The 25,733-nt window shown below is 38.1% G+C and carries 26 protein-coding genes; 19 read left to right on the top strand and 7 right to left on the bottom strand.

The annotated features are described in order from the left end of the window. Positions 1-317: 317 nt before the first annotated feature. The 4 genes from ABDV71_RS07310 to ABDV71_RS07295 all read left to right on the top strand — a co-directional run bounded on the left by ABDV71_RS07310 (position 318) and on the right by ABDV71_RS07295 (position 5,713). Positions 318-1,400: an ionic transporter y4hA gene (locus ABDV71_RS07310; protein ID WP_343531792.1), complete on the top strand. Its 1,083-nt coding sequence runs from the start codon at positions 318-320 to the stop codon at positions 1,398-1,400. 29 nt (positions 1,401-1,429) lie between these two features. Further along, positions 1,430-3,364: a sulfatase-like hydrolase/transferase gene (locus ABDV71_RS07305; protein WP_343531791.1), complete on the top strand. Its 1,935-nt coding sequence runs from the start codon at positions 1,430-1,432 to the stop codon at positions 3,362-3,364. Continuing rightward, positions 3,361-3,843, top strand: a complete 483-nt coding sequence (locus ABDV71_RS07300) for a GtrA family protein (protein WP_343531790.1) — start codon at positions 3,361-3,363, stop codon at positions 3,841-3,843. The genes ABDV71_RS07305 and ABDV71_RS07300 overlap by 4 nt, the downstream gene beginning before the upstream one ends. 85 nt (positions 3,844-3,928) lie before the next feature. Next, positions 3,929-5,713 (top strand): aromatic amino acid hydroxylase, encoded by a 1,785-nt coding sequence (locus ABDV71_RS07295; protein ID WP_343531789.1) that lies wholly within the window; start codon positions 3,929-3,931, stop codon positions 5,711-5,713. Between the two features lie 64 nt (positions 5,714-5,777). Here the strand turns inward: ABDV71_RS07295 and ABDV71_RS07290 are convergent, their stop codons facing one another. Beyond that, positions 5,778-6,332 (bottom strand): PhnA domain-containing protein, encoded by a 555-nt coding sequence (locus ABDV71_RS07290; protein ID WP_343531788.1) that lies wholly within the window; start codon positions 6,330-6,332, stop codon positions 5,778-5,780. Between the two features lie 128 nt (positions 6,333-6,460). On the opposite strand from ABDV71_RS07290, the gene ABDV71_RS07285 reads away from it, so the two are divergent. From ABDV71_RS07285 to ABDV71_RS07270, 4 genes are all read left to right on the top strand, one after another. Continuing rightward, positions 6,461-7,162: an SDR family oxidoreductase gene (locus tag ABDV71_RS07285; RefSeq protein ID WP_343531787.1), complete on the top strand. Its 702-nt coding sequence runs from the start codon at positions 6,461-6,463 to the stop codon at positions 7,160-7,162. Between the two features lie 85 nt (positions 7,163-7,247). Continuing rightward, positions 7,248-7,616, top strand: a complete 369-nt coding sequence (locus ABDV71_RS07280) for a DUF4870 domain-containing protein (protein WP_343531786.1) — start codon at positions 7,248-7,250, stop codon at positions 7,614-7,616. Positions 7,617-7,769: 153 nt separating this feature from the next. Next, entirely contained in the window at positions 7,770-8,306 is a 537-nt protein-coding gene (locus ABDV71_RS07275) for a C40 family peptidase (RefSeq protein ID WP_343531785.1), read from the top strand. A gap of 12 nt (positions 8,307-8,318) precedes the next feature. Beyond that, positions 8,319-8,708, top strand: a complete 390-nt coding sequence (locus ABDV71_RS07270; protein WP_343531784.1) for a DUF1801 domain-containing protein — start codon at positions 8,319-8,321, stop codon at positions 8,706-8,708. A gap of 195 nt (positions 8,709-8,903) precedes the next feature. On the opposite strand, the gene ABDV71_RS07265 is transcribed toward ABDV71_RS07270, so the two are convergent. The 3 genes from ABDV71_RS07265 to ABDV71_RS07255 all read right to left on the bottom strand — a co-directional run bounded on the left by ABDV71_RS07265 (position 8,904) and on the right by ABDV71_RS07255 (position 11,658). Then, entirely contained in the window at positions 8,904-9,791 is an 888-nt protein-coding gene (locus ABDV71_RS07265; RefSeq protein WP_343531783.1) for a flavin reductase family protein, read from the bottom strand. A 297-nt stretch (positions 9,792-10,088) separates the two neighbouring features. Continuing rightward, on the bottom strand, positions 10,089-11,084 hold the full coding sequence (locus ABDV71_RS07260) for a fumarylacetoacetate hydrolase family protein (protein WP_343531782.1): 996 nt from the start codon (positions 11,082-11,084) through the stop codon (positions 10,089-10,091). Between the two features lie 124 nt (positions 11,085-11,208). Further along, positions 11,209-11,658, bottom strand: coding sequence for a hypothetical protein (locus ABDV71_RS07255; RefSeq protein ID WP_343531781.1), 450 nt, complete (start codon positions 11,656-11,658; stop codon positions 11,209-11,211). A 253-nt stretch (positions 11,659-11,911) separates the two neighbouring features. On the opposite strand from ABDV71_RS07255, the gene ABDV71_RS07250 reads away from it, so the two are divergent. The 3 genes from ABDV71_RS07250 to ABDV71_RS07240 all read left to right on the top strand — a co-directional run bounded on the left by ABDV71_RS07250 (position 11,912) and on the right by ABDV71_RS07240 (position 15,601). Continuing rightward, positions 11,912-13,078 (top strand): homogentisate 1,2-dioxygenase, encoded by a 1,167-nt coding sequence (locus tag ABDV71_RS07250; RefSeq protein WP_343531780.1) that lies wholly within the window; start codon positions 11,912-11,914, stop codon positions 13,076-13,078. An 89-nt stretch (positions 13,079-13,167) separates the two neighbouring features. Next, entirely contained in the window at positions 13,168-14,298 is a 1,131-nt protein-coding gene (hppD, locus tag ABDV71_RS07245) for a 4-hydroxyphenylpyruvate dioxygenase (protein ID WP_343531779.1), read from the top strand. Between the two features lie 382 nt (positions 14,299-14,680). Then, on the top strand, positions 14,681-15,601 hold the full coding sequence (locus ABDV71_RS07240; protein ID WP_343531778.1) for a YihY/virulence factor BrkB family protein: 921 nt from the start codon (positions 14,681-14,683) through the stop codon (positions 15,599-15,601). A 60-nt stretch (positions 15,602-15,661) separates the two neighbouring features. Here ABDV71_RS07240 and ABDV71_RS07235 read toward each other — a convergent pair whose 3' ends face one another. Beyond that, positions 15,662-16,246, bottom strand: coding sequence for a porin family protein (locus tag ABDV71_RS07235; RefSeq protein WP_343531777.1), 585 nt, complete (start codon positions 16,244-16,246; stop codon positions 15,662-15,664). A gap of 126 nt (positions 16,247-16,372) precedes the next feature. Beyond that, complete coding sequence (locus ABDV71_RS07230) at positions 16,373-16,645, bottom strand: hypothetical protein (protein ID WP_343531776.1); 273 nt, start codon at positions 16,643-16,645, stop codon at positions 16,373-16,375. A gap of 454 nt (positions 16,646-17,099) precedes the next feature. Here ABDV71_RS07230 and mdh point away from each other — a divergent pair, with 454 nt between their 5' ends. The 8 genes from mdh (at position 17,100) to ABDV71_RS07190 (ending at position 23,622) form a co-directional block, all read left to right on the top strand. Further along, positions 17,100-18,038 (top strand): malate dehydrogenase, encoded by a 939-nt coding sequence (gene mdh, locus ABDV71_RS07225; protein ID WP_343531775.1) that lies wholly within the window; start codon positions 17,100-17,102, stop codon positions 18,036-18,038. Positions 18,039-18,111: 73 nt separating this feature from the next. Then, a complete protein-coding gene (locus ABDV71_RS07220) occupies positions 18,112-18,537 on the top strand; it encodes an aspartyl protease family protein (RefSeq protein WP_343531774.1) in 426 nt (141 codons plus the stop codon). Positions 18,538-18,592: 55 nt separating this feature from the next. Further along, positions 18,593-19,255, top strand: a complete 663-nt coding sequence (locus ABDV71_RS07215) for a peptidoglycan recognition family protein (protein WP_343531773.1) — start codon at positions 18,593-18,595, stop codon at positions 19,253-19,255. 63 nt (positions 19,256-19,318) lie between these two features. After that, positions 19,319-19,852 carry an SRPBCC family protein gene (locus ABDV71_RS07210; protein WP_343531772.1) on the top strand — a complete coding sequence of 178 codons (534 nt, stop codon included), beginning with the start codon at positions 19,319-19,321 and terminating at the stop codon, positions 19,850-19,852. Positions 19,853-20,018: 166 nt separating this feature from the next. Then, the gene (locus tag ABDV71_RS07205) at positions 20,019-20,696 is read left to right on the top strand and encodes a response regulator transcription factor (protein WP_343531771.1); all 678 of its coding nucleotides are present in this window, start codon (positions 20,019-20,021) and stop codon (positions 20,694-20,696) included. After that, a complete protein-coding gene (locus ABDV71_RS07200; RefSeq protein WP_343531770.1) occupies positions 20,696-22,063 on the top strand; it encodes a HAMP domain-containing sensor histidine kinase in 1,368 nt (455 codons plus the stop codon). Before ABDV71_RS07205 ends, ABDV71_RS07200 begins: the two co-directional genes overlap by 1 nt. A 97-nt stretch (positions 22,064-22,160) precedes the next feature. After that, on the top strand, positions 22,161-22,661 hold the full coding sequence (locus ABDV71_RS07195) for a hypothetical protein (protein WP_343531769.1): 501 nt from the start codon (positions 22,161-22,163) through the stop codon (positions 22,659-22,661). A gap of 34 nt (positions 22,662-22,695) precedes the next feature. After that, a complete protein-coding gene (locus tag ABDV71_RS07190) occupies positions 22,696-23,622 on the top strand; it encodes a bestrophin family ion channel (protein WP_343531768.1) in 927 nt (308 codons plus the stop codon). Positions 23,623-23,712: 90 nt separating this feature from the next. On the opposite strand, the gene gyrB is transcribed toward ABDV71_RS07190, so the two are convergent. Then, the gene (gene gyrB, locus ABDV71_RS07185; RefSeq protein WP_343531767.1) at positions 23,713-25,671 is read right to left on the bottom strand and encodes a DNA topoisomerase (ATP-hydrolyzing) subunit B; all 1,959 of its coding nucleotides are present in this window, start codon (positions 25,669-25,671) and stop codon (positions 23,713-23,715) included. Positions 25,672-25,733: the final 62 nt, after the last annotated feature.

Below are 25,733 nucleotides of genomic sequence, written 5' to 3'. Positions count from 1 at the left end.
TTAAACATTTAAGAACATTTTAGTCGCGTATAATCAAACTTAGGTGTGCTAAGGTGTGTTAGATGGTTGACTTTTTATCACCTTAACATTTTAGTTTTTTGAGCCATTAAAGAATTAAGACGCATTAAGTTTTATCAGAATACGCTTAATTATCTTAACTTCTTAATGTTTGATTTTTTACCACCTAAGACTTTTACCTGACTTTACCGCCGAACAATTTAGCCCATTTCGGGTTTAAAATTAGAGCTTTCTTGCCACTAAAAAATTTTTACATATATTTAAAAACATCCAAATCGTACATCAATTAATTGAACAACATGCTTAAAAAATTACCTCTTCCTCTTTGGACAATCGCCTTGCCCATTTTAGCATGGGTTGCTTATTTTTTACCGCTACAAAGCATTGGTGGTTTTGGCACCGCGCTATTGGTCATGTTTTTAATTGGCAGTGTACTTGCTGCAGTTCACCATGCAGAGGTTGTTGCCCACAAAGTTGGAGAGCCTTTTGGCACGCTATTGCTAGCTTTAGCGGTTACAACTATTGAGGTAGCACTCATTGTATCATTAATGCTAACTGGAGGCCCTGGCACGGAAGAACTTGCTCGCGATACCGTTTTTGCAGCGGTAATGATTATCCTTACCGGGATGATTGGCATTTGCCTGTTGGTAGGCGGTGTAAAATTTAAGCAACAAGAATTCAGCTTGGACGGTGTAAAAGCTGCCCTAGTAGCGTTAACCGCTATTTTAGTACTGTCCTTAATTTTACCTAATTATACCACTAGTATGGTCGGTCCTTCTTATACCACTGCACAACTAATATTTGTGGCCATCATTTCCTTAATTTTATATGGAGCTTTTGTATTGATACAGGCGGTAAGACATAGAGATTTCTTTTTACCTCCAGGTGATGACGGAAATGAGGAAGTACATGCCGCCCCTCCCACAAAGTCTGTGGCTCTTAGCAGCGGGCTTTTGTTATTAGTGTGTTTGGGAATAGTGGTTTTATTAGCCAAAGCTCTAGCTCCCGATATCGAAAATGCAGTAGTTAATGCTGGAGCTCCAAAATCATTGGTAGGTGTAATTATTGCCGGAGTGGTTTTATTGCCAGAAGGATTGGCAGCTTATCGTGCAGCTAGAAAAAACCGTCTGCAAACCAGCTTAAACCTAGCCCTAGGTTCAGCCTTGGCTAGTATTGGATTAACTATTCCCGCAGTGGCAATAGTTTCTATCATCACCGGAATGACCATTACTTTGGGGATAGACACCAAATCGATGGTACTGCTTTTACTCTCGCAGTTTACCATCATGCTGTCGCTAGGTTCTGGACGTACCAACGTATTGCAGGGCGTTGTTTTATTAACTATTTTTGCCGCTTACTTGTTTACCATTATCGCACCGTAGCGATGAATGTGTAGGAGTAAAACGCATCAATGAACCTAAAATACAATCGTCAATCTGTATATTTTGTACTGATTTATCAGTTCGCATTATTGCTCGCACTTTACGCGTTATGCAGGCTAGGTTTCTTTTTAGTTAATAAATCTCTATTTAAGCATCTTGGTACTGGCGAAATTGCCTATACCTTTTGGGGCGGAATTAAGTTTGATGTAGTCGCGCTACTGTACATCAATTCCTTATATGTTATTCTACAAGCATTGCCATTTCCTTTTAAATATCGAAGTGGATATCAGCGCTTTACTAAATGGCTCTTCATTACTACCAACAGCATTGGTTTTTTAGCCAACTTTATTGATTTCGCCTACTATAAATTTACACTTAAACGAACTACGGGCAGTGTCTTCTCGCAATTTAGCCATGAGAAAAATAAGCTTAAGCTTACCGTTGATTTCCTTTTGGAATATTGGCACTTGCTCATTATTTTGATTTTGTTTATTGCAGCCTTCGCTAAACTTAGCCAAATATTCGCAGCCCCGAAAAAAGTTCGTTTTAATTGGAAAACTTATATTGCGCAAACACTAGCGCTGTTGCTTATTGCCTTTTTATTTGTAGGCGGTGTTAGGGGCGGTTGGCGACACAGCACTCGCCCTATTACGTTAAGCAATGCAGGTGATTATGTAAAATCGCCTGCCGATATGAGCTTGGTACTGAACACGCCTTTCAGCATCATGAAAACCTTAAAATCTCCTAAGCTTAAAAAGGTAGAATACTTTGATGAGCAAACCTTAACCAAGCTCTACAATCCTATTCATCAGCCTAGTAACGACACCGCTTCTTTTAAAAAGCTAAACGTTGTCTTTTTAATTATAGAAAGCTTGGGCAAAGAGCATATTGGTGCCCTTAACAAAGATCAATTGAATGGCACTTACAAAGGATATACACCTTTCATTGATAGCTTGGTTGAGCAAAGTTTCACTTCGAATGTTACTTATGCAAATGGTCGTAAGTCTATTGATGCCCTACCTTCCGTAATTTCGGGCATTCCATCTATCAGAGAGCCTTTTGTACTTTCTCCATATTCGAGCAATAACACCACCAGTATTGCCAAAATTTTGGGGGATGAGGGTTACTATACCGCTTTTTTCCATGGCGCTCCCAATGGCTCAATGGGTTTTTCGGCCTATACCAATTTAGCGGGCATCAGACACTATTACGGGAAAAACGAGTATAATAACGATGCAGACTTTGATAACATTTGGGGTATTTGGGATGAGCCGTTTATGCAATACATGGCTAAAACCATTAACACTTTCAAACAGCCTTTTTTCTCGGCCTTCTTTTCTGTTTCTTCGCACCATCCCTATAAAGTTCCTCAAAAATATCAGGGAAAATTTCCAAAAGGCACTTTACAGATTCATGAGCCTTTAGGTTATACAGATATGGCCATTCGCAAGTTTTTTGATACGGCCAAGAAAATGCCTTGGTACAAAAACACTTTATTTGTGCTTTGTGCAGACCACGCTACCATGTCGTACCTACCCGATTACCAAAATGTCCCAGGCTTTTTCTCCATTCCTATTTTGTTTTACTATCCGGGTGGCAATCTTAAAGGAAAGACTAATAAAATTATCCAGCAAATTGATATTATGCCTACGGTACTGAATTATATGCACTATAAAAAACCTTATTTTGCATTTGGTTTTGACGCCTTAGACAATAAAACTACCAATTTTGCGGTTAACAACAACGATGGGAATTTTAACTTTTACGAAGGCGATTATCTATTAACTAATGATGGCACAAAATCAATCGCTTTGTTTAACTTAAAAAAAGATAGGGGCACTACTCAAAATCTGATAAACGAAATGCCAGAAGTAAAAGCCGAAATGGAACAAAAGCTGAAAGCATTTATACAGCAATACAATAACAGAATGATCAATAACCAATTAACCTACAAAAAGGAATGAGGAAATTAGCACTCCAAATTATCGACTTTTTTTATCCTCCTTTTAAAAGATGGTTCTCAATTGGTACTTTTCGCTATCTGGCCAGCGGTGGCATCACGGCATCTTCGGGCATTGTGGCTTATTTTATCATCTATAACTACATTTTACATCAGCAAGATGTACACGTTGCTGGTTATTTAATTACAGCTCCTATTGCTGCATTGGCATTGGAATCGGTATTTACTTTTTTGGTGGGCTTCATGCTAAACAAGTACTTGGTGTTTACCCAGTCAAATTTAAAAGGCCGCATACAGCTTTTTAGATACGGCACCATTGTTTGCACCAATATTTTGCTCAACTACGCCCTGATGAAGATTTTAGTGGAAGGCTTTCAATTCTATCCATCCATATCTAAAGCTTTCATCACCATCTTGTTGGCTATATTCAGTTATTTCTCCCAAAAGCACTTCTCTTTTAAGGTAAAAAAGACCAAAGACTGACAAGTCTCTTCTATCAAAGCTCCTCCTTTTCTTGCATTCCTAGCTTAAATCAGGTATTTTAGCCCAATTAAGAATTTGTAAAAAAATGAGCGATTTTAACGACTTTAATAACGAACAAGTTGCCAAATTGCCTAGGCATTTAAGGCAATTCATTGTGGAGCAAAATTACGAGAAATACACGCCAATTGACCAAGCGGTTTGGCGTTACGTAATGCGCCAAAACTACAGTTATTTAAAGCACGTAGCTTATTATCCATACATTAAAGGTTTGCAAAGGGCGGGCTTGAGCATTGAGCAGATACCCAACTTACAAACCATGAACGACAATTTGGGCAAAATTGGTTGGGGAGCAGTAACAGTTGATGGTTTTATTCCGCCAGCGGCTTTTATGGAATACCAAGCCTATAGGGTATTGGTTATTGCGGCCGACATTCGCCAGATTGATAATATTGAATATACTCCAGCACCGGATATTATCCACGAAAGTGCTGGCCATGCCCCAATTATTGCCGATACCGATTACAATAATTACCTCAGCTATTTTGGTTCTATTGGCGCGAAAGCAATGTTTTCGAGCAAAGACTTTGAACTTTACGAGGCTATCCGTAAGCTTTCTATTTTAAAGGAAGCCAAAAATGTGGATGAAGCTGAAATTGCCAAGGCAGAAAAGGAATTGAAGTACATTTCCGAGAATATGGGTGAACCGTCGGAAATGGCACTATTGGGTCGTTTACACTGGTGGACCGTTGAATATGGCTTGATTGGGACCTTGGAAAATCCGAAAATTTACGGTGCCGGCTTACTATCTTCTATTGGTGAAAGCGCTACTTGCATGGATCCGAAAATCAAGAAGCTTTGGTACAACATTGACACCGTAAACTATTCATACGACATTACCCAAGAACAGCCACAGCTTTTTGTAACACCCACGTTCCAAAACCTGATTGATGTATTAGAGGCTTTTGCGGATACCATGGCCTTTAGACGTGGTGGTGCAGAAAGTATTTTAAAAGCCATTGAATGCAAAAACCCAAGTACAGCAGTTTATAGCTCAGGCTTACAGGTAACTGGCGTATTTACCGATGTGGGCATTAGTGCCAATGACGAGCTTACCTTTGTGAAAACTACTGGACAATCTGCTTTAGCTTATGGTGGCAAAGAACTACCGGGACACGGCAAAGATTATCATAAAGATGGCTTTTCATCACCTGTTGGCAAGCTAAAAGATACAACAAAACCTTTAGAAGACCACAGTTTAGAAGAATTATCGCAGTTGGGGATTAAGGTTGGCCAATTAGTACGTTTAACCTTTGAAAGTGACATTGAAGTAAACGGAAAGATTAAGGAAATCATTAACAAGGGTGGCAAAACCATTTTGATCGCTTTTGAAGAGTGTACTGTTAGAGAAGGCAATGGCAATATCTTATTCCAACCTGAATGGGGAACTTACGACATGGCCGTTGGCGAGAAAATTGTTTCTGTGTTTAATGGTGCAGCAGACAAAGATGCATACGAAGAATTGACCCACGTAAGTGAACAGCTTACTTATAAATTAACTTATGATGATGCTACCAAACACCTACACCACCTTTATCAACAAGTAAGAGACATTAGAGAGACTGGTGAAGGTTTAGAAAAATTAGCAGCTATCTTTAACGAACTTAAAACCTCGTATCGTCACGATTGGCTTTGTACTTTACAGATTTTAGAGATATTACATCACAAAAGCAGTAATCCGGCTCTAGAAAGCGAAGTAAGAATTTATTTGGAGATGAAAGCAGCCAATGAGAAAGAATTTACAAAGCTGATCAACGATGGCTTTCATGTTATCGCCAATCCGGTAACACAGTTGATTACTGTTGAGGATTAAAATAGATTTGGTAAACTTACGAAGTTTTAAAGACTTCGTAAGTTTTCTATAAAGGTTGTCATTTCTAGTTATTTTTCTTAACGTATTTCGTTAAAATCACAATCATTTGCTCGTTGATTTTTCCTTCAATCTGCTCGTGGTTATCATGCACCAACCTGATTCGCTTTACTACCGTTCCCTTGGGCGCGCTAAAGTTTGTTCCTTTTACATCCAAGGCTTGTGTTAGTACTACCGTATCTCCATTTTCAAGCACGTTGCCAAAAGCATCTTGATGAACAGCAGCGACTTCCAAACCACTTAAGGCCCATTGTACAATATCTTCATCCAAATCAACCATACTAAGCACACCACTTGCCCAATCTTCATCTTTATAACGTTGCAAAATACGGTAACTCAATGCCTGCACACTAGGTTCTGGATTCCAAATGCTTCCTTCTACCACACGCCAGTAAAAACTCTGATCGGCAGCATCAATTCTTTCCAAACAGTCGCTACATAAACCCACTTGATTTTCAATGGCATCATCTTTTTTAGGACTAACCGTATAAGCATTAACCGCTTCAGTTTTATTACATAGTTCGCACAAGCCTTCGCTACGTTCTTTAAGTTTCTCTAACATCGTTTTTCAATTATGCCGCAAAGGTAAGCAATTAATCAAATAGGAATGGTTTTATGTCCATCATCACATTTTAAGAACTTAAACTTCCCAAATTCCTATCTTTGCCACAATTGTAAAATCCAATATCCATGAATATCATTATTACGGGAGCCAGTAGCGGTATCGGCTTCGAAGCAGCATTAGAACTTAGTTTAGACACGAAAAATAAGGTAGTATGTATTGCTCGTTCAGCAGATAAACTACGTAAGTTACATGAAATTGCCAAAAGTATCACCCCTGATTGCACCTTGCTTCCCGTAGCTTTTGATTTGGTGAATGACGATTACAATGCCTTGATTCCTTTCATTAAAGAAAGATTGGGAACGGTAGATATCCTCATCAACAATGCGGGTTCACTGATCAACAAACCATTGTTGGAAACTACAGAAAATGACTTAGCAGCCATGTTGGAACATAATGTAATCAGCCACTTTAAAATGACTCGCTACATGCTCCAGTTTATGGAAAATGGTGGCCATATTGTAAATATTGGCAGCATGGGTGGCTTTCAAGGCAGCGTTAAATTTCCCGGACTAGCGGCCTACTCTGCAAGCAAAGCGGCATTGCATACCCTAACAGAATGTATGGCACAAGAGTTGGTTCAAACTGGCATTAAAATCAACTGCTTGGCGCTTGGTTCAGCACAAACCGAAATGTTGGAAGCTGCATTTCCTGGTTACGAAAGCCCAGTAATGGCATTTGAAATGGGCAAGTATGTTGCCGATTTCGCCAGAACTGGTCATAAGTTTTTTAACGGAAAAGTATTGCCTGTAGCGGTAACTACTCCATAAAGACAAAAACAATAGCAATATATCCAAAATTATTTTGGCAATAAAATTGTTGTGGACCAAGCAATTAAAACTAAACTTAATTAGCATGGAAAACAACATGATTACTACAGACAATGGCAAAACTGCCTCAATTATTAGTTATTTTACCATTATTGGATGGTTAATTGCATATTTTGCTATGCATAAAGATAACAGAACCGAATTAGGCAGCTACCAATTAAGACAAACGCTACTTTTAAATATTATAGCTATTGTTTTAGGTTGGGGCATAGGTTTCGTTCTTGGAATTTTAATTGCAACAACAGGAATGCTATCCCTTATTTACATTTCTTATCTTGTGCAACTAGCAATTTTTATTGTTTGGTTAATTGGTCTTATTGGAGCCATTAATGGACAGAAAAAACCAATGCCTATTATTGGCGAGAAAGCACAAACTATGTTTGCCTCTATTTAATGTACAATATTTGATAGCTTACCTGCTTCAAACCAGATGATATGATAAAGCCTGTTAATTACATTAATAGGCTTTATTTTTTTATTTTACAACAAACAAGTTTTCAACATTTTATACAAGCTTTTTCTTTTTTAATTATGTTTGGAAACAAACATGAAGAAAATCCTTGTCACCATTTTACTGCTTAGCGCTTTTGCATTCAACAGCAAAGCTCAAGATAATGTGTCGTTAACGATGCAATATCAGCGAATGATGGAGAAGGTAATCAGCCGCATTCCAGAGGTTGCTAATAACACGTCAAACAAAATCATGGACTTTGCCAAGTCTCTTTTAGGTACCAGATATCGTTATGCATCTAGCAACCCAGAAATTGGTTTCGACTGTTCTGGTTTTGTAAGCTACGTATATAAACAATTTGGATTTAATGGCGCCCGTTCTTCTGCTGATTTTGCCAAAAAAGGTAAAGCAATTAAACTGGCTGATGCAAAAGTAGGCGACATTCTGGTATTTACAGGTTCCAACGCAAGGGTACGTAGGCCAGGTCATGTAGGTATTGTTTATTCGAAAGACGAAGAAGGCAATATCAAGTTTATCCATTCTTCTTCTGGAAAAGCAAAAGGTGTAACCATCACCGATTTGGAAGGTTACTATAAGAATCGCTTCCTAAAAGCGGTTACCGTAATGGAATAAAAATCTACGCTTATGGCAGAGCTTAAAACTAGGGCCAATAACAACAGTGTTTCCGAATTTATTAACGCCTTAACTGACGAAAAAAAGCGTCATGATAGTTTTGTGCTTTGTGAAATCATGGAAGAAATTTGCCAAGCCAAACCTAAAATGTGGGGTGATGCCATCATAGGTTTCGGCGACAAAGACCTTGTATATCCAGATGGCAGACGCATTGACTGGATGGTAATGGCCTTCTCTCCCCGAAAGCAAAACCTTACTTTATATCTAGAAGGAGGCTCTACTCATCCGTTATTAAACAAATTGGGCAAACATAAAACCAGTAAAGCCTGCTTGTACATCAAGACATTAAAAGATGTTGATTTAGAGATATTGAAGCAGATTATTACCGACGCCAACGGTTAAAATTAATTGATTTGCTATCAATAATAAGTTGCTAGATTTCTCCGCTTCGGTCCAAATGACGGGATAGGAATGGCAGAAGTAATGAACAAATAGCCGAAGTCCTTTATTACACCCACAAGACTCCCAGGTTCGTCATCTCGACTTTACAGAGGAATCTTTGGATATTATAAAGCAGATTATTGCAGACGCCAACTGTTAAAGCAATAATACCTTCAAGGCATCCGATACTTTTCCGTAAGCAATTAACTCTTTAGCAAATTCGTGCAGCTCTCTTTCCCTATTGGCAGCATCACCAATGGTGGCGTCCATAATGTCCTTCACGTTGGTATTCCATTGCATTTCCGAAATTTCATCATCATTGGGCAATTGCTCTTCGTTACCTAGCAAACCTAAATCGTTACCCGTAAGTACTTTTGATTGACGTACTGAAATAGGTAAAGCACTTATGCCTATTCCTAATGTAGTGAGTGGTTTAGGAACGGTAAATAAACTTTCAGGAGTTATTCGACTGTACCAATTTCCTCCCAAACGGGCTACCAAATCAATTTTATGCTGATCAATCTTACCCTCTGAATCTAAAATTTCCTCTTTGATGTGAATGAGTTTAATCTCCGCTAAAATCAAATTTCCTGCACCGTGCTGATCCCCCAAAGGAATAATTTGATTAACCACACATTCTAATTGTACGGGCGCTTCAGCAACCCTTGGCGGCTTCACCAAATGTGATGTTTCCATCGTAAATCCAGCTTTTTCGAATTCATTAACCTCTTTCCCGTATTCGGTGCTCGATAAACTAGTTTGCTGCACCATCGCATAATTCACAATGTTGATCACACATTCTCTTACTTCCCTTACGTTCTCCAAAGTGTGCTTTGTGGTATTATCCCGCACTCTTCTAGCCGGCGAAAAAATGCAAATAGGCGGATTAGTGCTAAACATATTAAAGAAACTAAAAGGACTAAGATTAATGTTCCCTTTGGCATCTATCGTTGAAGCTAGGCAAATTGGTCGTGGCGCTATGGCATACTGCAAATAGTTTTGCAATTGCACAGGAGTTAAATCATCGCATTTAAGTGTCAGCATATTTGTTGTAAGGTATAAGATTGGAAAGTTGTTTTTTTCTTAACTCCATTGTTGTCATTCCGACGTTAGGAGGAATCTACTTTTACTGTATCCTGTTTAAAGATTCTTCGCTACGCTCTGAATGACAGAAAACAAAAAGTATTTCCACTGCTGTTGGGTTTATCATAGAAAGGTTTGCCTAAGTAAACTAAACCTGACAGTAGCGGGCATCCCAATCTCATGTCGAAGGATATTGGGATAAAGCGGATGCAGGGCTTTCGTGTCCGATAAACATTTAGCCCTGCTTTCCCTTTTTTATTATTTCTTTAAAGCCAGAATAGAAAAATCTGTATCTACTTTTGTAATGGTATTGCTCAAAGCACCCAAACCTGTGATCTCCATTTCCACATGGTCGCCTGCTTGTAACCACTGCACTTTATAATTAGGGTCATTTAATAAACCTGTACCGTTAAGTTCCAGGAAACATCCTGTACCTACGGTTCCAGAACCAATGACATCACCAGGCAAAATATCAACGCCATAAGCGCAGCGCTCAATAATTTCGGCAAAAGTCCAATCCATGTCCGCCATATTTCCACTAGAAACCTCTATACCATTTACCTTACAGGTCATTTTCAGATTGTAATTGTTGCCTACATGATTCTCCTTAGCAGCTACTTTAAATTGCTCCAACTCATCTGGCGTAACTAACCAAGGACCAATAACGGTAGAAAAATCCTTTCCCTTTGCTGGACCTAGATTCAACAACATCTCTTCCATTTGCAAAGTACGGGCACTCATATCATTCATAATGGTATAACCGGCGATGTACTCATCCGCTTCGGCAGCTTTAATGTTGCGACCTTTTTTTCCAATCACTGCTGCCACTTCCAATTCAAAATCAAGTTTTTGGAAATGATCTGGCATACATTCAATTTCACCTGGACCTTGAATAGCATTATGATTGGTAAAATAAAAAATCGGATATTGGTCAAACTCGGCAATCATATCAACCTTGCGGTTTCTACGTGCTGCCGCTACGTGTTGCCTAAATGCATAGCCATCTCTGCAAGAAGTTGGGTGCGGTACCGGTGCCAACAGCTCGTAAAACACTTCCTCCTTTGGCGACAGTTTTCCATCTAAAATATCCTTATTGATTTTTTTCGCTCTTTCCATTAATGGCTCACCACCCTCTAAAAAGGCATTCATGTGGTCGGGAATTAGCTTATCGCAAGAGTTAAGGTTATAAATATGTCCGTTGGCATAAATTCCTAAATGCTCCTTGTCTTCAGTTTTGTAGGATACGAGTTTCATTGATATAAATATTTTTTGTTAGTGGTGTAGTTTCCACATCCAATGGAACAACAATGCAAATTGGAGATGGTTTATATTGGATTTGTGGTCAAAGCTATGAAAAATGGTTTAGCTCTAAAATTAATTACCGATTAATTTGAGCATACGATTGCAATTCAAGACGCACTAACGACTTATCTAAACTTTGAAAATCTCGATAGCGTTTTTTAGTAGCAACCGTATTAGAAACAACGTATCCTACCGTTAAACCAACTGGCACCCCCACAATAAGGAATGCGCCCGCCATTGGCCCCACAACTAAAGAAAGTAAACCAACGGTTCCCCCACCGGTTAACAGTGAAGGAATTAAAATCCCCTTTTCATATACTTTCAATTTTTTCACTTCTGTGTTCCTTACAAAAGAGGTATCTTTATTAGAGATAACCACAAAACCGCTGTCATTAACTTGATGAAAGTTACCTTTTAGCGTTTCATTTTTTAAGGTTTTGATTTTAATTTGATAGGCTTTTTTTTGTTGCGCAAAACAATTACCAGCCAGCAAAACAAACAAGATTAGAATAAGATTTGTTTTCATTTTAGTAGCGTTAATATTGCTGAAATTTCAATTAAAACTGCTATCTTGCATTCGTTTAAAACAGATGACTTTACAGCAATTAAATAGTTTTATTATTAAAGATAGGATTTCATTGTATCTACACGCAATGCTATCTAAACTTATTTTTGCCCAATACTCTTTGTAGGCTTCTTTTGTTACGTTTTTTAAACGTCATCTAAACGCTTTCCACAATTATTCATTATATTAATTCTAACCAAATTAACCTTATAATATGCCTATTTATCACACTTTAGGGAGTATTCCTCCTAAAAGACATACTGTTTTCCGTAAGCCAAATGGCGATTTGTACGCTGAAGAATTGGTTTCTACCGAAGGTTTTTCGAGCTTGTATTCTTTGGTTTACCATTGCCATCCTCCTACGATTGTAAAATCCATTGGAGAGCCATACAATGTTGAGCCTAAAATTGCTCGGGAAAAACATTTACGCCATACCAGCTTAATTGGCTTTAATGTTAAGCCAGAAGATGACTATTTAAAAAGTCGTAAGCCTGTTTTAGTGAACAGCGACCTGCACATTTCACTGGCGGCCCCTAAAAAATCAATGAGTGATTATTTTTATAAAAACAGTCAGGCTGATGAGGTGATCTTTATCCATGAAGGCACCGGGAAATTAAAAACGGGTTTTGGTGAAATTGCATTTGAATACGGCGACTACCTTATTATTCCACGCGGCACCATTTACCAAATGGAATTTAACGAAGAAAACAACCGTTTGTTTATTGTAGAAAGCTTTAGCCCAATTCGTACACCAAAAAGGTATCGCAATGCCTTTGGTCAATTGGAAGAGCACTCACCATTTTGCGAAAGGGACATTAAACGACCACAAAACCTGCAGACCTTTGATGAATTTGGCGAGTTTAAGGTGCTGATCAAGAAGCAAGGCATCATGTATCCTTATACTTATGGCACTCATCCATTTGATTTTGTAGGCTGGGACGGTTTCCATTACCCATGGGCATTTTCGATACACAACTTTGAACCCATTACGGGCCGTTTACATCAACCTCCTCCAGTGCATCAAACTTTTGAAGGACATAACTTCGTAATCTGTTCCTTTGTACCCCGTAAATACGACTACCATCCATTAGCCATTCCTGCGCCTTACAACCATAGCAATGTGGATAGTGATGAGGTTCTATATTATGTAGATGGCGATTTCATGAGTCGTAAGAGCGTTGTGAAAGGCCAAATTACCTTACATCCAGGTGGTATCCCTCACGGACCACACCCCGGTACAGTTGAAAAATCAATAGGAAAAGAAAAAACGGAAGAACTTGCCGTGATGATAGACCCTTTTAGACCTTTAATGCTAACTGAAGATGCCTTGGCCATTGAAGACGAAAGTTATCATAAAAGCTGGCAGATAAACGTGGAGTAATAGTCGGAGAGCTATCACTTACACCTATTAAAAAACTTATTACAACAACCGACTCCGTCATTCGGACTTTCGGACTTTATAAAAACAAAATGAGCACACAAACATTTGCAGAGAAAATAGCGAAAGCACAAGATTTCCTTCCCATTAACGGAACGGATTATATTGAATTTTATGTAGGTAATGCCAAACAGGCCGCACATTATTACAAAACAGCCTTTGGCTTTCAATCGCTGGCTTACGCTGGGCCAGAAACAGGGGTAAAAGATAGAGCTTCTTACGTATTGCAACAGGGAAAAATCCGTTTGATTTTGACCACTGCACTAAAATCAGATAGCGCTATTTCAGAGCATGTAAAAAAACATGGCGACGGAGTGAAAATATTGGCGCTTTGGGTAGACGATGCTTATAGCGCTTTTGAAGAAACAACCAAACGTGGCGGAAAACCGTATCTAGAGCCTCAAACGCTTACTGACGAGCATGGCGAAATACGCATGTCGGGAATTTACACTTACGGTGAAACAGTTCACATGTTTATTGAGCGCAAAAACTACAATGGTGTTTTTATGCCAGGTTATCGTAAATGGGAAAGTGAGTACAACCCCGAAGATGCAGGCTTACTTTACATTGACCACTGTGTAGGTAACGTAGGTTGGAACCGCATGAACGAAACCGTAAAATGGTATGAAGAAGTGATGGGCTTTGTGAACATTTTAACTTTTGATGATAAACAAATCAATACTGAATATTCTGCCTTGATGAGTAAGGTAATGAGCAATGGCAACGGTTATTCTAAATTTCCAATCAATGAGCCCGCAGAAGGTAAAAAGAAATCACAGATTGAAGAGTACTTAGAATTTTATGAAGGCGAAGGCGTACAACACATTGCCGTTGCGACCAAAGACATTGTTAAAACGGTTAGAACACTTAAAGCTCGTGGTGTAGAATTTTTGAGTGCTCCTCCACAAGCTTATTACGATATGATGGGCGAACGTGTGGGAGAAATTGATGAAGAAATTACACCATTAAAGGAACTTGGCATTTTAGTAGACCGTGATGAAGAAGGCTATTTATTACAGATTTTCACTAAACCTGTTGAAGACCGTCCTACTTTGTTTTTCGAAATTATTGAGCGCAAAGGTGCACAAAGCTTTGGCGCTGGCAACTTTAAAGCCTTGTTTGAAAGTATTGAAAGAGAACAAGCTCTAAGAGGCAACTTATAAACTTTTAAATTGTCTACACGTCATTTCGAATGAAGCGTAGTGGGGAAATCTTTGAATCGAGTCTAATACCCTTCAAAGATTTCTCGACTGCGCTCAAAATGACGAAGCTAATGAATTTTAGCAATGCCCCAATAAATAATACAACACCACAAAAATAACAATGGTTGATAAACAACCACCACCTAGTTTCCAGGCACCCCAGCCAGCAAATATTGTTCTAAAAAAGTTATTCATACTTATTTTGATTGACTAATTAAGTTAACCAAAAATCAGTCAATAATGTTTTTATCGACCGTAAATACTTGTTACTATATATTTTACTGTTAAAAACAACAATAACAAACATCCGTTAGGCATATTTTGTTATTTTTGAAACTCACTAATGGGAAAAACAACAGCTATTAAGAAATCAAAGCTTTTACTTTTTGCTTATCATTTACAAAAAGCATTTGCATTATACCAAAAAAACGATCCTTTACGCTTAGCGGGTGCGACTGCCTTTTTTGCCAATTTTGCTATCCCTCCAATTCTACTTATCCTTATTAGGCTCTTTGGTTTTTTTGTAGATAGAAAAATACTTGCTACTCGTTTGTTTGAGCGTATTTCGGAAATTTTGATTCCTAGCAGTACCGAACAAATCAGGGAAACTTTGAGGAACATTCGTGGAATTGACCACAATTGGTGGGCTACTATTTTAACTTTTGTATTTTTCATTTTTGTAGCCACTACCCTATTCAATGTCATCAAAAACTCTGTGGAACAGATATGGAACATTGGCCAAGATGCCAAAATGGGTTTTCTATTTACCCTGAAAATCCGCGGTCGCTCCATGATGATCATCCTATTGGCTGGCATTTTGTTTTTTATAGGTTTGGTAACCGATAGTATACAGGCCATAGTGACCACCTACCTTAATGGCACTTCGCCCACCTTTGGAAAATGGTTGCTCTGGGTGCTCAACCAAACTATTTTTACCCTTATTGTAACCGTTTGGTTCACCATTTTATTCAGGTTTTTAACCAATGCCAGGCCAAGTTGGAAAATAGCTTTGCAAGGCGGGCTTTTAACAGGTGTACTATTCAATTTGGGTAAATACGTATTGCGAATTATGCTGCCACTTAGCAACATCGAGAATATTTATGGCGCATCTGGATCTATTGTACTAGTCATGTTGTTTGTTTTCTATTCCTCTCTGATTTTCTATTTCGGAGCTTGCTTCATTAAGGTAATCAGTGAAAAACAACATAAAGTGATACGTCCGCTTAAAGGCGCCCATACTTACGAACTCATCGAAAAAAGTTAACAAAAAAGCCCAACTTCATATGAAGCTGGGCTTTTTTGTTATTTGTTCTTTTTTTATAGTTTAAAATAGCCTAAGTCCTAACCCAAAGGTGAACAAGTTTAACTTGGTATCAGGATATCCTGCCGAATTCAATTTAGACAATCCTAACTCGTACCTCAAATCAACATTTAGCTTGCCTAAATCTAAGCCCGCTCCAAATTGCCACGCAAAGGCTTGTCCTTTGAAATCGCCATTGAATATGTTCGATGCTGCTTGATTGAAACTTTGATCATCGCTTAAAATAAAAGAGGCTACAGGTCCGGTATTCAATCTGATTCCTACACCCGCTGCTCCAATTTTAGTTCCTACCAAAACAGGCACATCTAAACTGGTAAATTTCACTTTGCTTTCTTGCCCGCTATTTTTTAGCGTAGTGTTTTTACCAGAAATATACAATTCTGGTTGCAAATGTATACCTGCCGCACCAATACGAGTCCATATCCCAGCATAGTAACCTGCTCTATTGTCACTTCCAAAAGTATTTTCTGTGCTAAATTTAGACAGATTTAAACCACCTTTTAATCCCATTTGAAATGATGGAAGTATTTGACCAAACGCAAAAAATGAGCTGCAGACAAAAAGGGCCGCTAGTGTAATTCTTTTCATAAATCTTAATTAAATTGTTAAAGTCTAGCCTTTGTAATGGTTCTCCTATTTTTCAATCTGTAAGGACCTTCCATCAGCTAGCAAGACAAATATACAATGTACTGAGTTATTTACTCGTAAATTATGCTAAACTTTAGGTGCAACCTTTTCATATCCCTGCATTTCAAAAACAGCAAGCTTTTCCAACAAATTAAAATGGAGAGTTCCAAAAAAATTGAAAATGCCGTCTTCATTTTTGCCTTCGATGCAAACAGTTTCTTTTAACACAGGACTATTTTGATTAGCTCCAGAGAAAAGCAAATCTTCATCTTGAATAATGACATTCTTTGCTTCGATTGCAAAATCATTTAAAAGGGCCAAAAATGCCTTACCATTGAGCAATAGTTCTTTTATATTCATAACCCAAAAAATTTAATGTGAAGATTACTTTAAATTTAAACAAAATTCTAGTTAAATAGTTCTAACTATTGTCATAAAAACAGGCTAAGATTCTGATTATTTGGCAAATGCTATACAAAAGTTTGAATAAGCTATCCAGATACGATACGCAGCGCTAGCGAAACATAGTTAAAGCGAATAGCCAGACTTCAATTGCCATGAGTGCTTTGGTTGATTTTCTAAAAATTACATAAATAGGAAAGAGAAATCATAAAACGCTAAATACTGATTTTGTAGCATTTGTATTGCGCAATGAACTCAAATGCAAAAAATATTTGTTTAGCTGATACAAATCTATACCTTAGTTTCATAAAAATTCTTTAAGTGTTACACCCATAAATTACTCTAAATGAAGTAGTCGTATTTATTTTAAAAATCAGATTGCTTCGCTAGTATTAAAACCAAATTATATAGCATGAAAATAACAGTAGTAGGTGCTGGTGCCGTTGGTGCCACCTGTGCAGATAACATTGCAAGGAAAGAATTAGCAGAGGAACTAGTTTTATTAGATATTAAAGAGGGTTTTGCTGAAGGCAAAGCCATTGACATGATGCAAACGGCAACGTTGCTGGGCTTTGACACCAAAATTAAAGGTGTAACCAATGACTATAGCCAAACGGCTGGCTCGGCAGTAGCGGTAATTACCTCTGGTTTGCCTCGTAAACCTGGAATGACCCGCGAAGAGCTGATCGGAATTAATGCGGGTATTGTAAAAGGCGTGGCCGAAAACATTCTAAAATATTCTCCAGAAGCTATTATCATCGTGATTAGCAATCCGATGGATACGATGACTTATTTAGCGCTCAAATCATTAGGGCTACCTAAAAATAGAATTATTGGCATGGGCGGTACTTTGGACAGCTCACGTTTTAAATATTATTTGAGCCAAGCACTTAATTGCAACCCTAACGATTTACAGGGTTTTGTAGTTGGTGGACACGGTGATACAACCATGATTCCTTTAACGAGATATGCTACCTATCAAAGTTTACCTGTAACCGATTTATTGGATGAGGCCACTTTGGAAAAAGTAGCAGCGGATACCATGGTTGGCGGTGCTACCTTAACGGGCTTGTTGGGTACTTCGGCCTGGTATGCACCTGGTGCCGCTGGTGCTGCGTTGGTAGAAGCCATTGTAAGGGACGAGAAGAAATTGTTTACCTGCTGCGTGGCACTTGACGGCGAATACGGCCAAAAAGACATTTGCCTGGGTGTTCCCGTAATTATTGGCAAAAATGGTTGGGAAAAAATTATCGATTATAAATTAAACGAAAAGGAACAAGCTGCATTCAATAAAAGTGCTGATGCGGTACGCAACATGAACAATGTTTTGGCAGAAATGAAATTAGTTTAAGCGATAAATCGGTTAATTGCTTCATCGTTCCAATACAATTAACCTTCTAAACAATTAAACGATTAACCTAGAAATGAAGACAATTTCAGTTCCTTTAATTTTAGTGAACTTACAAGACAACGGTTTCCACATTTTAGTGGAAATTGTTGTTTTTGGGGAGAAACAATTTGCCGTAGTTGATACTGGAGCTTCACGTTCAGTTTTTGACAAAGGCTTAGTAGAGAAACATGTAGAAAATCTGCATGAAAGTGAAGAACAACAGGCAGCCACCATTTTTAGCAGTACAACTACCTTGGTAGGCAACATTCCCCTATTACAAATAGGCAAACTCAAATTGCCCAATTATGAAACCGTAGCTATTGACTTGCAAAGTGTTTCAGACACTTACCTACAAATGGGCCAACCTCCCATTGCAGGAATTATTGGCGGCGATATTTTAATGCAGTTTAACTGTAAAATAGATTACCAGAAAAAGGTATTGAGGTTTTACAAAGATTAAAAACAAGCCAGTATTCATGCACCTTAATTTCCTAATGGTTAAAAACAGATGGACTATGCAAAAAACGATCCTGCTTCTAATGCTCAATTTTATTTCTGTACTAGGAATCTCCCAAGAAATAAAAATCATAGACAAACCCATTACTTACGATTCTACTCGGATTAAGCTATCTCTCGAATATTTGAAAGAAAGACATGGTATTATCCAAAAAACACCAACCATACAACCCAAAATGATTGTATTACATTGGACTGCTGCGAAAACTTTCTCTTCCACTTTCAATGCTTTTAATCCAGCAAAATTACCCAATGGAGATAGAAAGGACATTGCCAAAGTGAGTAGTTTAAACACTTCTTCTCAGTATTTAATCGATAGGGATGGTACTATTTATCGGCTCATGCCCGACAATTACCTCGCCCGCCATGTAATTGGTTTAAACTACTGTGCTATTGGGGTAGAAAATGTGGGCAGTGCTGATTTTCCATTGACAGATGCCCAATTAAAGGCCAATGAAGATTTGATTAGATACCTCACCAAAAAGTACAAAATTGAATACCTGATTGGACATTACGAGTATACTAAATTTAAAGGAACTTCTTTATGGAAGGAAACCAATCCCAATTATCAAACAGGTAAAAATGACCCCGGGGTAGATTTTATGCAAAAGATTAGAACTAACGTTAAAGATTTAAGTTTAAAGGGGGCTTCTAGCAAGTAAAAAACTAGTCCTTAACTAATTATAAAATTCCTTAACTTTAAACTAATCAAGCAAAACAAGAATATGAAATTTTTAAAAATCTTCTTAGTGGTAGTCGTGGTACTGATTGCCATTTTTTTTATTGGGGGCATGTTCCTTCCAAAGACCTATTCCGTAAACAGATCTATCAGCATTGCTGCAAAAGACACCTTGGTGTACAAAAACATTGCCGACTTCAACAATTTCCTAAAGTGGAATGCTTGGTCTAAAATGGATACTGCTACAAAATACGATGTTACCGGAACGCCAGAACAAGTAGGGCATCAATACCATTGGACAGGTGATAAGATGGGTGAAGGTGAAATGAAGATCACCGAAGTAAAACCTTTCGAACAAATAAAAATGGATTTGAAATTCATTAAGCCTTTCGAGAGCTTAGCAAATGTGGTATTTGATTTAACAAAAGAGGGAGACGGTACAAAAGTAACATGGACTATGAGTGGAGAACACAATATCATGAGTAAATGGATGTGTGTCTTTAAAAGCATGGACTCGATGATTGGTAAAGATTTTGAAGATGGCTTAAAATCGTTAAAAGAAAAATCAGAACAGAAATAAATAACAGTTATTAAGTATAGAGCCTCGCAATGATATCGCGAGGCTTTTTTTATTAGCAACGGTCAAACTTTTTGCTCTTAACGCTGTTGGTTAATGAATGGTAAAATTTATACTGATTTTAAAATAATATTTTTTAATCTGCTTTTTTTTAAACTATTTGCCTGTGATGAATTTATTACTTGTTGAAGATGAACCCAATGTGGTATCAGTAGTGGTGCGTGGTTTAGCTGCTGAAGGATTTAACGTGAGTGTAGCTCCTGATGGACATACTGGCGAAAAAATGGCTTTGACCAATCATTTTGACCTCATTATCCTCGACATTATGCTCCCAGGCATTAACGGGCTTGAGCTTTGCAAAATCATCAAAAAAGAAAAACCTAATGTACCTATTATTATGCTTACCGCATTGGGCAGCACAGAAAACATAGTTACGGGTCTAGACAATGGTGCCGATGATTATTTAATTAAACCTTTTAAGTTTGCGGAACTTTTCGCACGTATCAGAATGCTGCTCCGCAGATACAATGGTTCGACAAATCCTGACCAAATCATCAACATCAGCGATCTACAAATTAACCTTACTGCTAAAAACGTAAAACGTGGGAACAACGAAATCACGCTTACCGCCACAGAGTACAGGTTACTTGAGTTTTTGGCCAGGAACAAATCAAAGATCCTTTCCAGGATTGATATTTTAGAAAATGTTTGGGACATAGATTTTAACCTAGGCACCAACGTGGTTGATGTTTATGTAAACTATCTCCGCAAGAAAATAGATAAAAATAGCGACCAAAAACTAATACATACAGCCGTTGGGCTAGGTTATGTATTAAAAGAATCCTAATGCATTTAACCAAGAAAATTACTTTACTATTTGCCATTCTTTCTGCCATTATCATTTCGTTGTTAAGCGGCTTTGTTTGGTATTTCTCAAATGAGTTTGCTTTTGAAGACTTTTACAAACGTTTGGAAGCAAGGGTAAATATTGCTGCCCAAATTAAATTGGTGAAAGATGAAAATAATGAAGCCTATTCCAAAATGCGCAGCCAATATTTGGAGCGTTTACCCTCGGAAAAAGAATATGTGATAAAGGCTGACACGAATACCCACCCCAATATAAATATTAATACTGATGATATAATTCCTAAAAGCTTTTACGAACGTATTAAAGAAGGGAAAATGGCCCGTTACCGCAAAGAAAATCATTTTTATGCAGGTAAATATTTTGAAATCAATCAGCAGGGCTATATTGTAATTATTGCCGCTAATGACCCTTTTGGTTTTAGGGAACTGAAAGACCTGCAAAAGATTTTAATTGCGGGTTTCTTTCTTTCGGTAGTGTTATCATTCGTTGTAGGCTGGAAATTTTCTAACTATACACTTGGTCCGCTTAGGAATATCATCAAGAGTATGAAGAGAATCAAAGCAGAGAACCTTCACTTAAGGTTAGATGTAAAGAGCTATGGCGGCGATGAAATGTCAGAATTGGCTCAGACCTTCAACAATATGCTTAACAGGTTAGAGACCGCTTTTGAGACACAGAACAATTTCATCAGTAACGCTTCACATGAGTTAAGGACACCTCTAACCATCATTAGTGGTGAGGTAGAATTGGCCATGGATGCGGAAATGGGTTCGAAAGAACATCTACATGCCCTAAATAAAATCAAAAGCGAAGCTGACAGGTTAGAACATATTTTAACCAGCTTATTGGGATTGGCACAATCTGGCTTTAACGGAAAGGTACAGCCCCGCGAAGAAGTGAGGATCGACGAACTACTTTGGGAGATTAAGGACGCTGTTTACCAAGTACATCCCGAAAGCAAAATAGAGCTGGATTTAAGTAAACTTCCCGAAGACGAGTCGGCGGTAACCTTAAAAGCCAATAAAAACCTTCTGAAACTAGCCATCACCAATATTGTAAGCAACGCCTGTAAATATTCGGATTTTAAATCTGTAAGTGTAAAACTAGAAAGCAATAACAATTTACTATCTATAGCCGTTGTCGATCAAGGCATCGGTATTCCTCAAGATGACATCCAACATATTTTTGAACCTTTCTTCAGAGCTTCTAATACCAGTAACTTTAAAGGTTATGGTGTAGGTTTACCCTTATCATTAAATATCATAAGGTTACACCGCGGTAGCATTGGCATTAAAACACAGGAAGGCTTGGGAACAGAAATTAAAGTGATGCTTCCTGTAAATTAAAATTCTAATCTCATTCTAATCTCGCTCTTAAGCGGCTATAATTTCCCTACCCTAATATTGTATTAAATATTTATTTATTCATTTAACAATAAGGGTTATGAAAAGAGTATTAGTTCCAACAGATTTCAATGTAGAAAGCACTAAAATAATTGACGCCATTGCATTACACCAAGGATTAGAAGAAATAACCGTTATCTTTTTACACGCTTTCAAATTATCAGACTCCATTACAGACATGTTGATGTTAAGCAGAAGGAGCCGCGACTATGAACATATCAACGACGAATTCAGTCAAAAGATAGATTCTTATACTGCAAAATATCAAAACAAGATTAAAGGCATTGGTGTAGAATTCTTTTACGGAAGTACCGCAGCAGCCTTTAGAAACCTAATTGAGGGCTTGCAAATAGACCTTGTGGTGTATCCTCAACGCTACAATTTCGCTCCAATTAACAAATACAGTATCGACCCGAAGTATTTAACTGCCCGTTGTGGTTGCGAAGTACTTGAACTTGATACTGATGTGATTGCAAAAGAGCAAGAGCTTTTCGAAACTAAAATGCAACCAGAGAAAGTTGCCAAAACGATTAGCGCTTAGGCTCATATTATTTAACATTTAAAAACCCAATATCATGCTGTTACGAAAAAACATACCAATTACCTACATATTTGGGAAAATTAAACAAGAGCTAATTTTCGTTGTATTATACTCGGTGGCCGTAGTTGTACTTTATCACAACTTCCATTTCACCCGTATATCTATTCCCATTGCAGTACCTGCCTTATTAGGTACGATCATCTCATTACTATTAGCATTTAGATCTAATCAGGCTTATGACAGATGGTGGGAGGCCCGAATACTTTGGGGCGCCATTGTAAATGATTCAAGGTCATTAGCTAGACAAATCATGTCTTTCGTGGACAGTCCCTACGCTTCGGAAGAAGTAGATGCTTTTAAAGATAGGTTTATTAAACGACAAATTGCTTGGTGCTATGCCTTAAGCCAATCTCTACGAGGTTACAGTTCCTCTAAAGGTTTAGATCGATATTTAAACCCTGAAGAATTCGCTTATATCAAGAGACAGAACAATGTCACCATGGCTTTATTAGAACTACATGCCATGGACTTGAAAAAAGCCTTACAGGAAGGTTGGATCAACAAATACCAACAAATTGAAATAGATAAAACGCTTAATGCGCTTTGTAACCACATGGGCGGATGTGAACGTATCAAGAAAACGATTTTCCCGGTAACTTATAGCAAGTATATCCACATGTCGATCTTTCTGTTCATTATGATGTTACCTTTTGGCTTGATTGAATATTTCGGGTTTATGGAAATCCCAGTAGTTATTTCTATATCAGTATTCTTTTTACTGGTAGAAAAAATGGCAGTACACCTACAAGATCCATTTGAAAACAAGCCGACAGATACACCTACCACCACCATCTGTAGAACTATAGAAAAAGACCTATGTCAAATGTTAGATGACCATAAGCTTTTCGAAGACAAGGCTCATGTAGATATGGCTCCGGTAGGTTCCTACTATATCTTATAGAAAATTTCTTAATGTTTGTTTTTTATCAAATCAGAAAGCCCTCCGAAGCGTAATGCTGGAGGGCTTAATTTTTATATTTGGTTTTAGTTTTTACGCGTCTATCTTCGCATATTTTGCATTACGCTCAATGAACTCCCTACGTGGAGCAACCTCATCACCCATTAACATAGAGAAAGTATGGTCACATTCCGCAGCGTTTTCAATTGTAGCCTGCATTAAGGTACGACGGGCAGGATCCAAAGTGGTTTCCCATAACTGCTCTGCATTCATCTCTCCCAAACCTTTATAACGTTGTACATGTACACTATCTTCTTTACCTGCTCCCTTTAAACGTTGGATAGCAGCATCACGTTGCGCATCATTCCAAGCGTATTCAAAGTCTTTTCCTTTTTTAACTTGATAAAGAGGTGGTGCAGCAATATAAACATAACCAGCTTCAATTAACGGCTTCATATAACGGAAGAAGAAAGTCAAGATCAAGGTTGTGATGTGCGAACCGTCGATATCAGCATCCGTCATGATCACGATTTTATGGTAACGTAGCTTGGCAAGGTTCAAGGCTTTATCATCATCTTCAGTACCTATACTTACACCTAAAGCCGTAAACATATTCTTGATCTCATCGTTCTCATAAATCTTGTGCTCCATTGCTTTCTCCACGTTCAAAATCTTACCTTTTAACGGCAGAATAGCTTGGTAGTTACGATCACGACCTTGCTTAGCGGTACCACCCGCCGAGTCACCCTCAACTAGGAAGATTTCGCATTTTTCTGGATCACTATCTGAGCAATCGGCTAGTTTACCTGGTAAACCAGAACCACCCATGACACTCTTACGTTGAACCATTTCACGAGCCTTACGAGCTGCTGCTCTTGCGGTAGCCGCTAAAATCACCTTATTGATGATCATTTTGGCTTCTTTCGGATTTTCCTCTAGATAGTTACCCAAAGCTTCGCCTACAGCTACATCAACCGCTCCCATTACCTCAGAGTTACCCAATTTCGTTTTGGTTTGCCCCTCAAATTGCGGTTCTTGAACTTTAACAGAAACTACCGCGGTTAAGCCTTCCCTAAAGTCATCACCAGTAATTTCCATCTTAAGGTTCTTTAACAAACCCGATTTATCGGCATATGCTTTTAAGGTACGTGTTAAACCACGACGGAAACCTGCAATGTGCGTACCTCCTTCGTGAGTGTTAATGTTGTTCACATACGAGTGTACATTTTCAGAATAGCTATCGTTGTACTGGAAAGCCAATTCTACTGGAATTCCATTTTTAATCCCTTCAATATAAATTGGTTCTGGCAAGAACGAAGCACGAGTACCATCTAAAAAGGCAACAAATTCCTTCAAACCGCCATCAGAATGGAACACCTCTTGGAAATAGCTTCCATCTTCCAATTTCTCACGCTCGTCTGTTAAGGTTAAGGTAATTCCCTTATTCAAGAAAGCAAGTTCGCGTAAACGACCTGCCAAGGTATCATAACGGTACTCGGTAGTTTGCGTAAAAATGGTCGGATCTGGACTAAAAGTTACAATTGTTCCTCTTTTATCTGTAGTACCAACCTCTTTTACATCATACTGTGGAACACCTATTTCATATTCCTGCATCCAGATCTTACCTTCACGATGCACTTCTGCTTTTAAATGCGTAGATAATGCATTAACGCAACTTACCCCCACACCGTGCAAACCACCAGAAACTTTGTAAGTATCTTTATCAAATTTACCACCAGCGTGCAAAACGGTCATTACAATTTCTAATGCCGATTTATTTTCTTTTGTATTGATACCGGTTGGAATACCACGACCGTTATCTTCAACCCTAATAGAGTTACCTTCTAAAATATTTACGTAGATGGTATCAGCATGACCGGCCAAAGCCTCATCAATAGAGTTATCTACGACTTCATAAACCAAATGGTGCAAACCTTTAACCCCTGTATCACCAATATACATTGAAGGGCGCTTACGAACGGCTTCTAAACCTTCTAAAACCTGTATATTATCGGCGGAATAGTTTGACTTTGGATCTTTTTCTTCGCTCATAATTTATGTAAAAATTAAAGATTCAAAAATAACCATTTTTTATTGATTTTTGGGTATTGTGG

Origin of the sequence: Pedobacter sp. (genome assembly GCF_039594775.1) — a bacterium.
Lineage (GTDB): Bacteria > Bacteroidota > Bacteroidia > Sphingobacteriales > Sphingobacteriaceae > Pedobacter.
This window is presented reverse-complemented; position numbering and strand designations above follow the sequence as displayed.

What these genes read in the sequence shown, in the direction of transcription:
- ABDV71_RS07310 (WP_343531792.1), top strand. Translation starts at nt 318, where the DNA reads ATGCTTAAAAAATTACCTCTTCCTCTTTGGACAATCGCCTTGCCCATT.
- ABDV71_RS07305 (WP_343531791.1), top strand. Translation starts at nt 1,430, where the DNA reads ATGAACCTAAAATACAATCGTCAATCTGTATATTTTGTACTGATTTAT.
- ABDV71_RS07300 (WP_343531790.1), top strand. Translation starts at nt 3,361, where the DNA reads ATGAGGAAATTAGCACTCCAAATTATCGACTTTTTTTATCCTCCTTTT.
- ABDV71_RS07295 (WP_343531789.1), top strand. Translation starts at nt 3,929, where the DNA reads ATGAGCGATTTTAACGACTTTAATAACGAACAAGTTGCCAAATTGCCT.
- ABDV71_RS07290 (WP_343531788.1), bottom strand. Translation starts at nt 6,332, where the DNA reads ATGTTAGAGAAACTTAAAGAACGTAGCGAAGGCTTGTGCGAACTATGT.
- ABDV71_RS07285 (WP_343531787.1), top strand. Translation starts at nt 6,461, where the DNA reads ATGAATATCATTATTACGGGAGCCAGTAGCGGTATCGGCTTCGAAGCA.
- ABDV71_RS07280 (WP_343531786.1), top strand. Translation starts at nt 7,248, where the DNA reads ATGGAAAACAACATGATTACTACAGACAATGGCAAAACTGCCTCAATT.
- ABDV71_RS07275 (WP_343531785.1), top strand. Translation starts at nt 7,770, where the DNA reads ATGAAGAAAATCCTTGTCACCATTTTACTGCTTAGCGCTTTTGCATTC.
- ABDV71_RS07270 (WP_343531784.1), top strand. Translation starts at nt 8,319, where the DNA reads ATGGCAGAGCTTAAAACTAGGGCCAATAACAACAGTGTTTCCGAATTT.
- ABDV71_RS07265 (WP_343531783.1), bottom strand. Translation starts at nt 9,791, where the DNA reads ATGCTGACACTTAAATGCGATGATTTAACTCCTGTGCAATTGCAAAAC.
- ABDV71_RS07260 (WP_343531782.1), bottom strand. Translation starts at nt 11,084, where the DNA reads ATGAAACTCGTATCCTACAAAACTGAAGACAAGGAGCATTTAGGAATT.
- ABDV71_RS07255 (WP_343531781.1), bottom strand. Translation starts at nt 11,658, where the DNA reads ATGAAAACAAATCTTATTCTAATCTTGTTTGTTTTGCTGGCTGGTAAT.
- ABDV71_RS07250 (WP_343531780.1), top strand. Translation starts at nt 11,912, where the DNA reads ATGCCTATTTATCACACTTTAGGGAGTATTCCTCCTAAAAGACATACT.
- hppD (WP_343531779.1), top strand. Translation starts at nt 13,168, where the DNA reads ATGAGCACACAAACATTTGCAGAGAAAATAGCGAAAGCACAAGATTTC.
- ABDV71_RS07240 (WP_343531778.1), top strand. Translation starts at nt 14,681, where the DNA reads ATGGGAAAAACAACAGCTATTAAGAAATCAAAGCTTTTACTTTTTGCT.
- ABDV71_RS07235 (WP_343531777.1), bottom strand. Translation starts at nt 16,246, where the DNA reads ATGAAAAGAATTACACTAGCGGCCCTTTTTGTCTGCAGCTCATTTTTT.
- ABDV71_RS07230 (WP_343531776.1), bottom strand. Translation starts at nt 16,645, where the DNA reads ATGAATATAAAAGAACTATTGCTCAATGGTAAGGCATTTTTGGCCCTT.
- mdh (WP_343531775.1), top strand. Translation starts at nt 17,100, where the DNA reads ATGAAAATAACAGTAGTAGGTGCTGGTGCCGTTGGTGCCACCTGTGCA.
- ABDV71_RS07220 (WP_343531774.1), top strand. Translation starts at nt 18,112, where the DNA reads ATGAAGACAATTTCAGTTCCTTTAATTTTAGTGAACTTACAAGACAAC.
- ABDV71_RS07215 (WP_343531773.1), top strand. Translation starts at nt 18,593, where the DNA reads ATGCAAAAAACGATCCTGCTTCTAATGCTCAATTTTATTTCTGTACTA.
- ABDV71_RS07210 (WP_343531772.1), top strand. Translation starts at nt 19,319, where the DNA reads ATGAAATTTTTAAAAATCTTCTTAGTGGTAGTCGTGGTACTGATTGCC.
- ABDV71_RS07205 (WP_343531771.1), top strand. Translation starts at nt 20,019, where the DNA reads ATGAATTTATTACTTGTTGAAGATGAACCCAATGTGGTATCAGTAGTG.
- ABDV71_RS07200 (WP_343531770.1), top strand. Translation starts at nt 20,696, where the DNA reads ATGCATTTAACCAAGAAAATTACTTTACTATTTGCCATTCTTTCTGCC.
- ABDV71_RS07195 (WP_343531769.1), top strand. Translation starts at nt 22,161, where the DNA reads ATGAAAAGAGTATTAGTTCCAACAGATTTCAATGTAGAAAGCACTAAA.
- ABDV71_RS07190 (WP_343531768.1), top strand. Translation starts at nt 22,696, where the DNA reads ATGCTGTTACGAAAAAACATACCAATTACCTACATATTTGGGAAAATT.
- gyrB (WP_343531767.1), bottom strand. Translation starts at nt 25,671, where the DNA reads ATGAGCGAAGAAAAAGATCCAAAGTCAAACTATTCCGCCGATAATATA.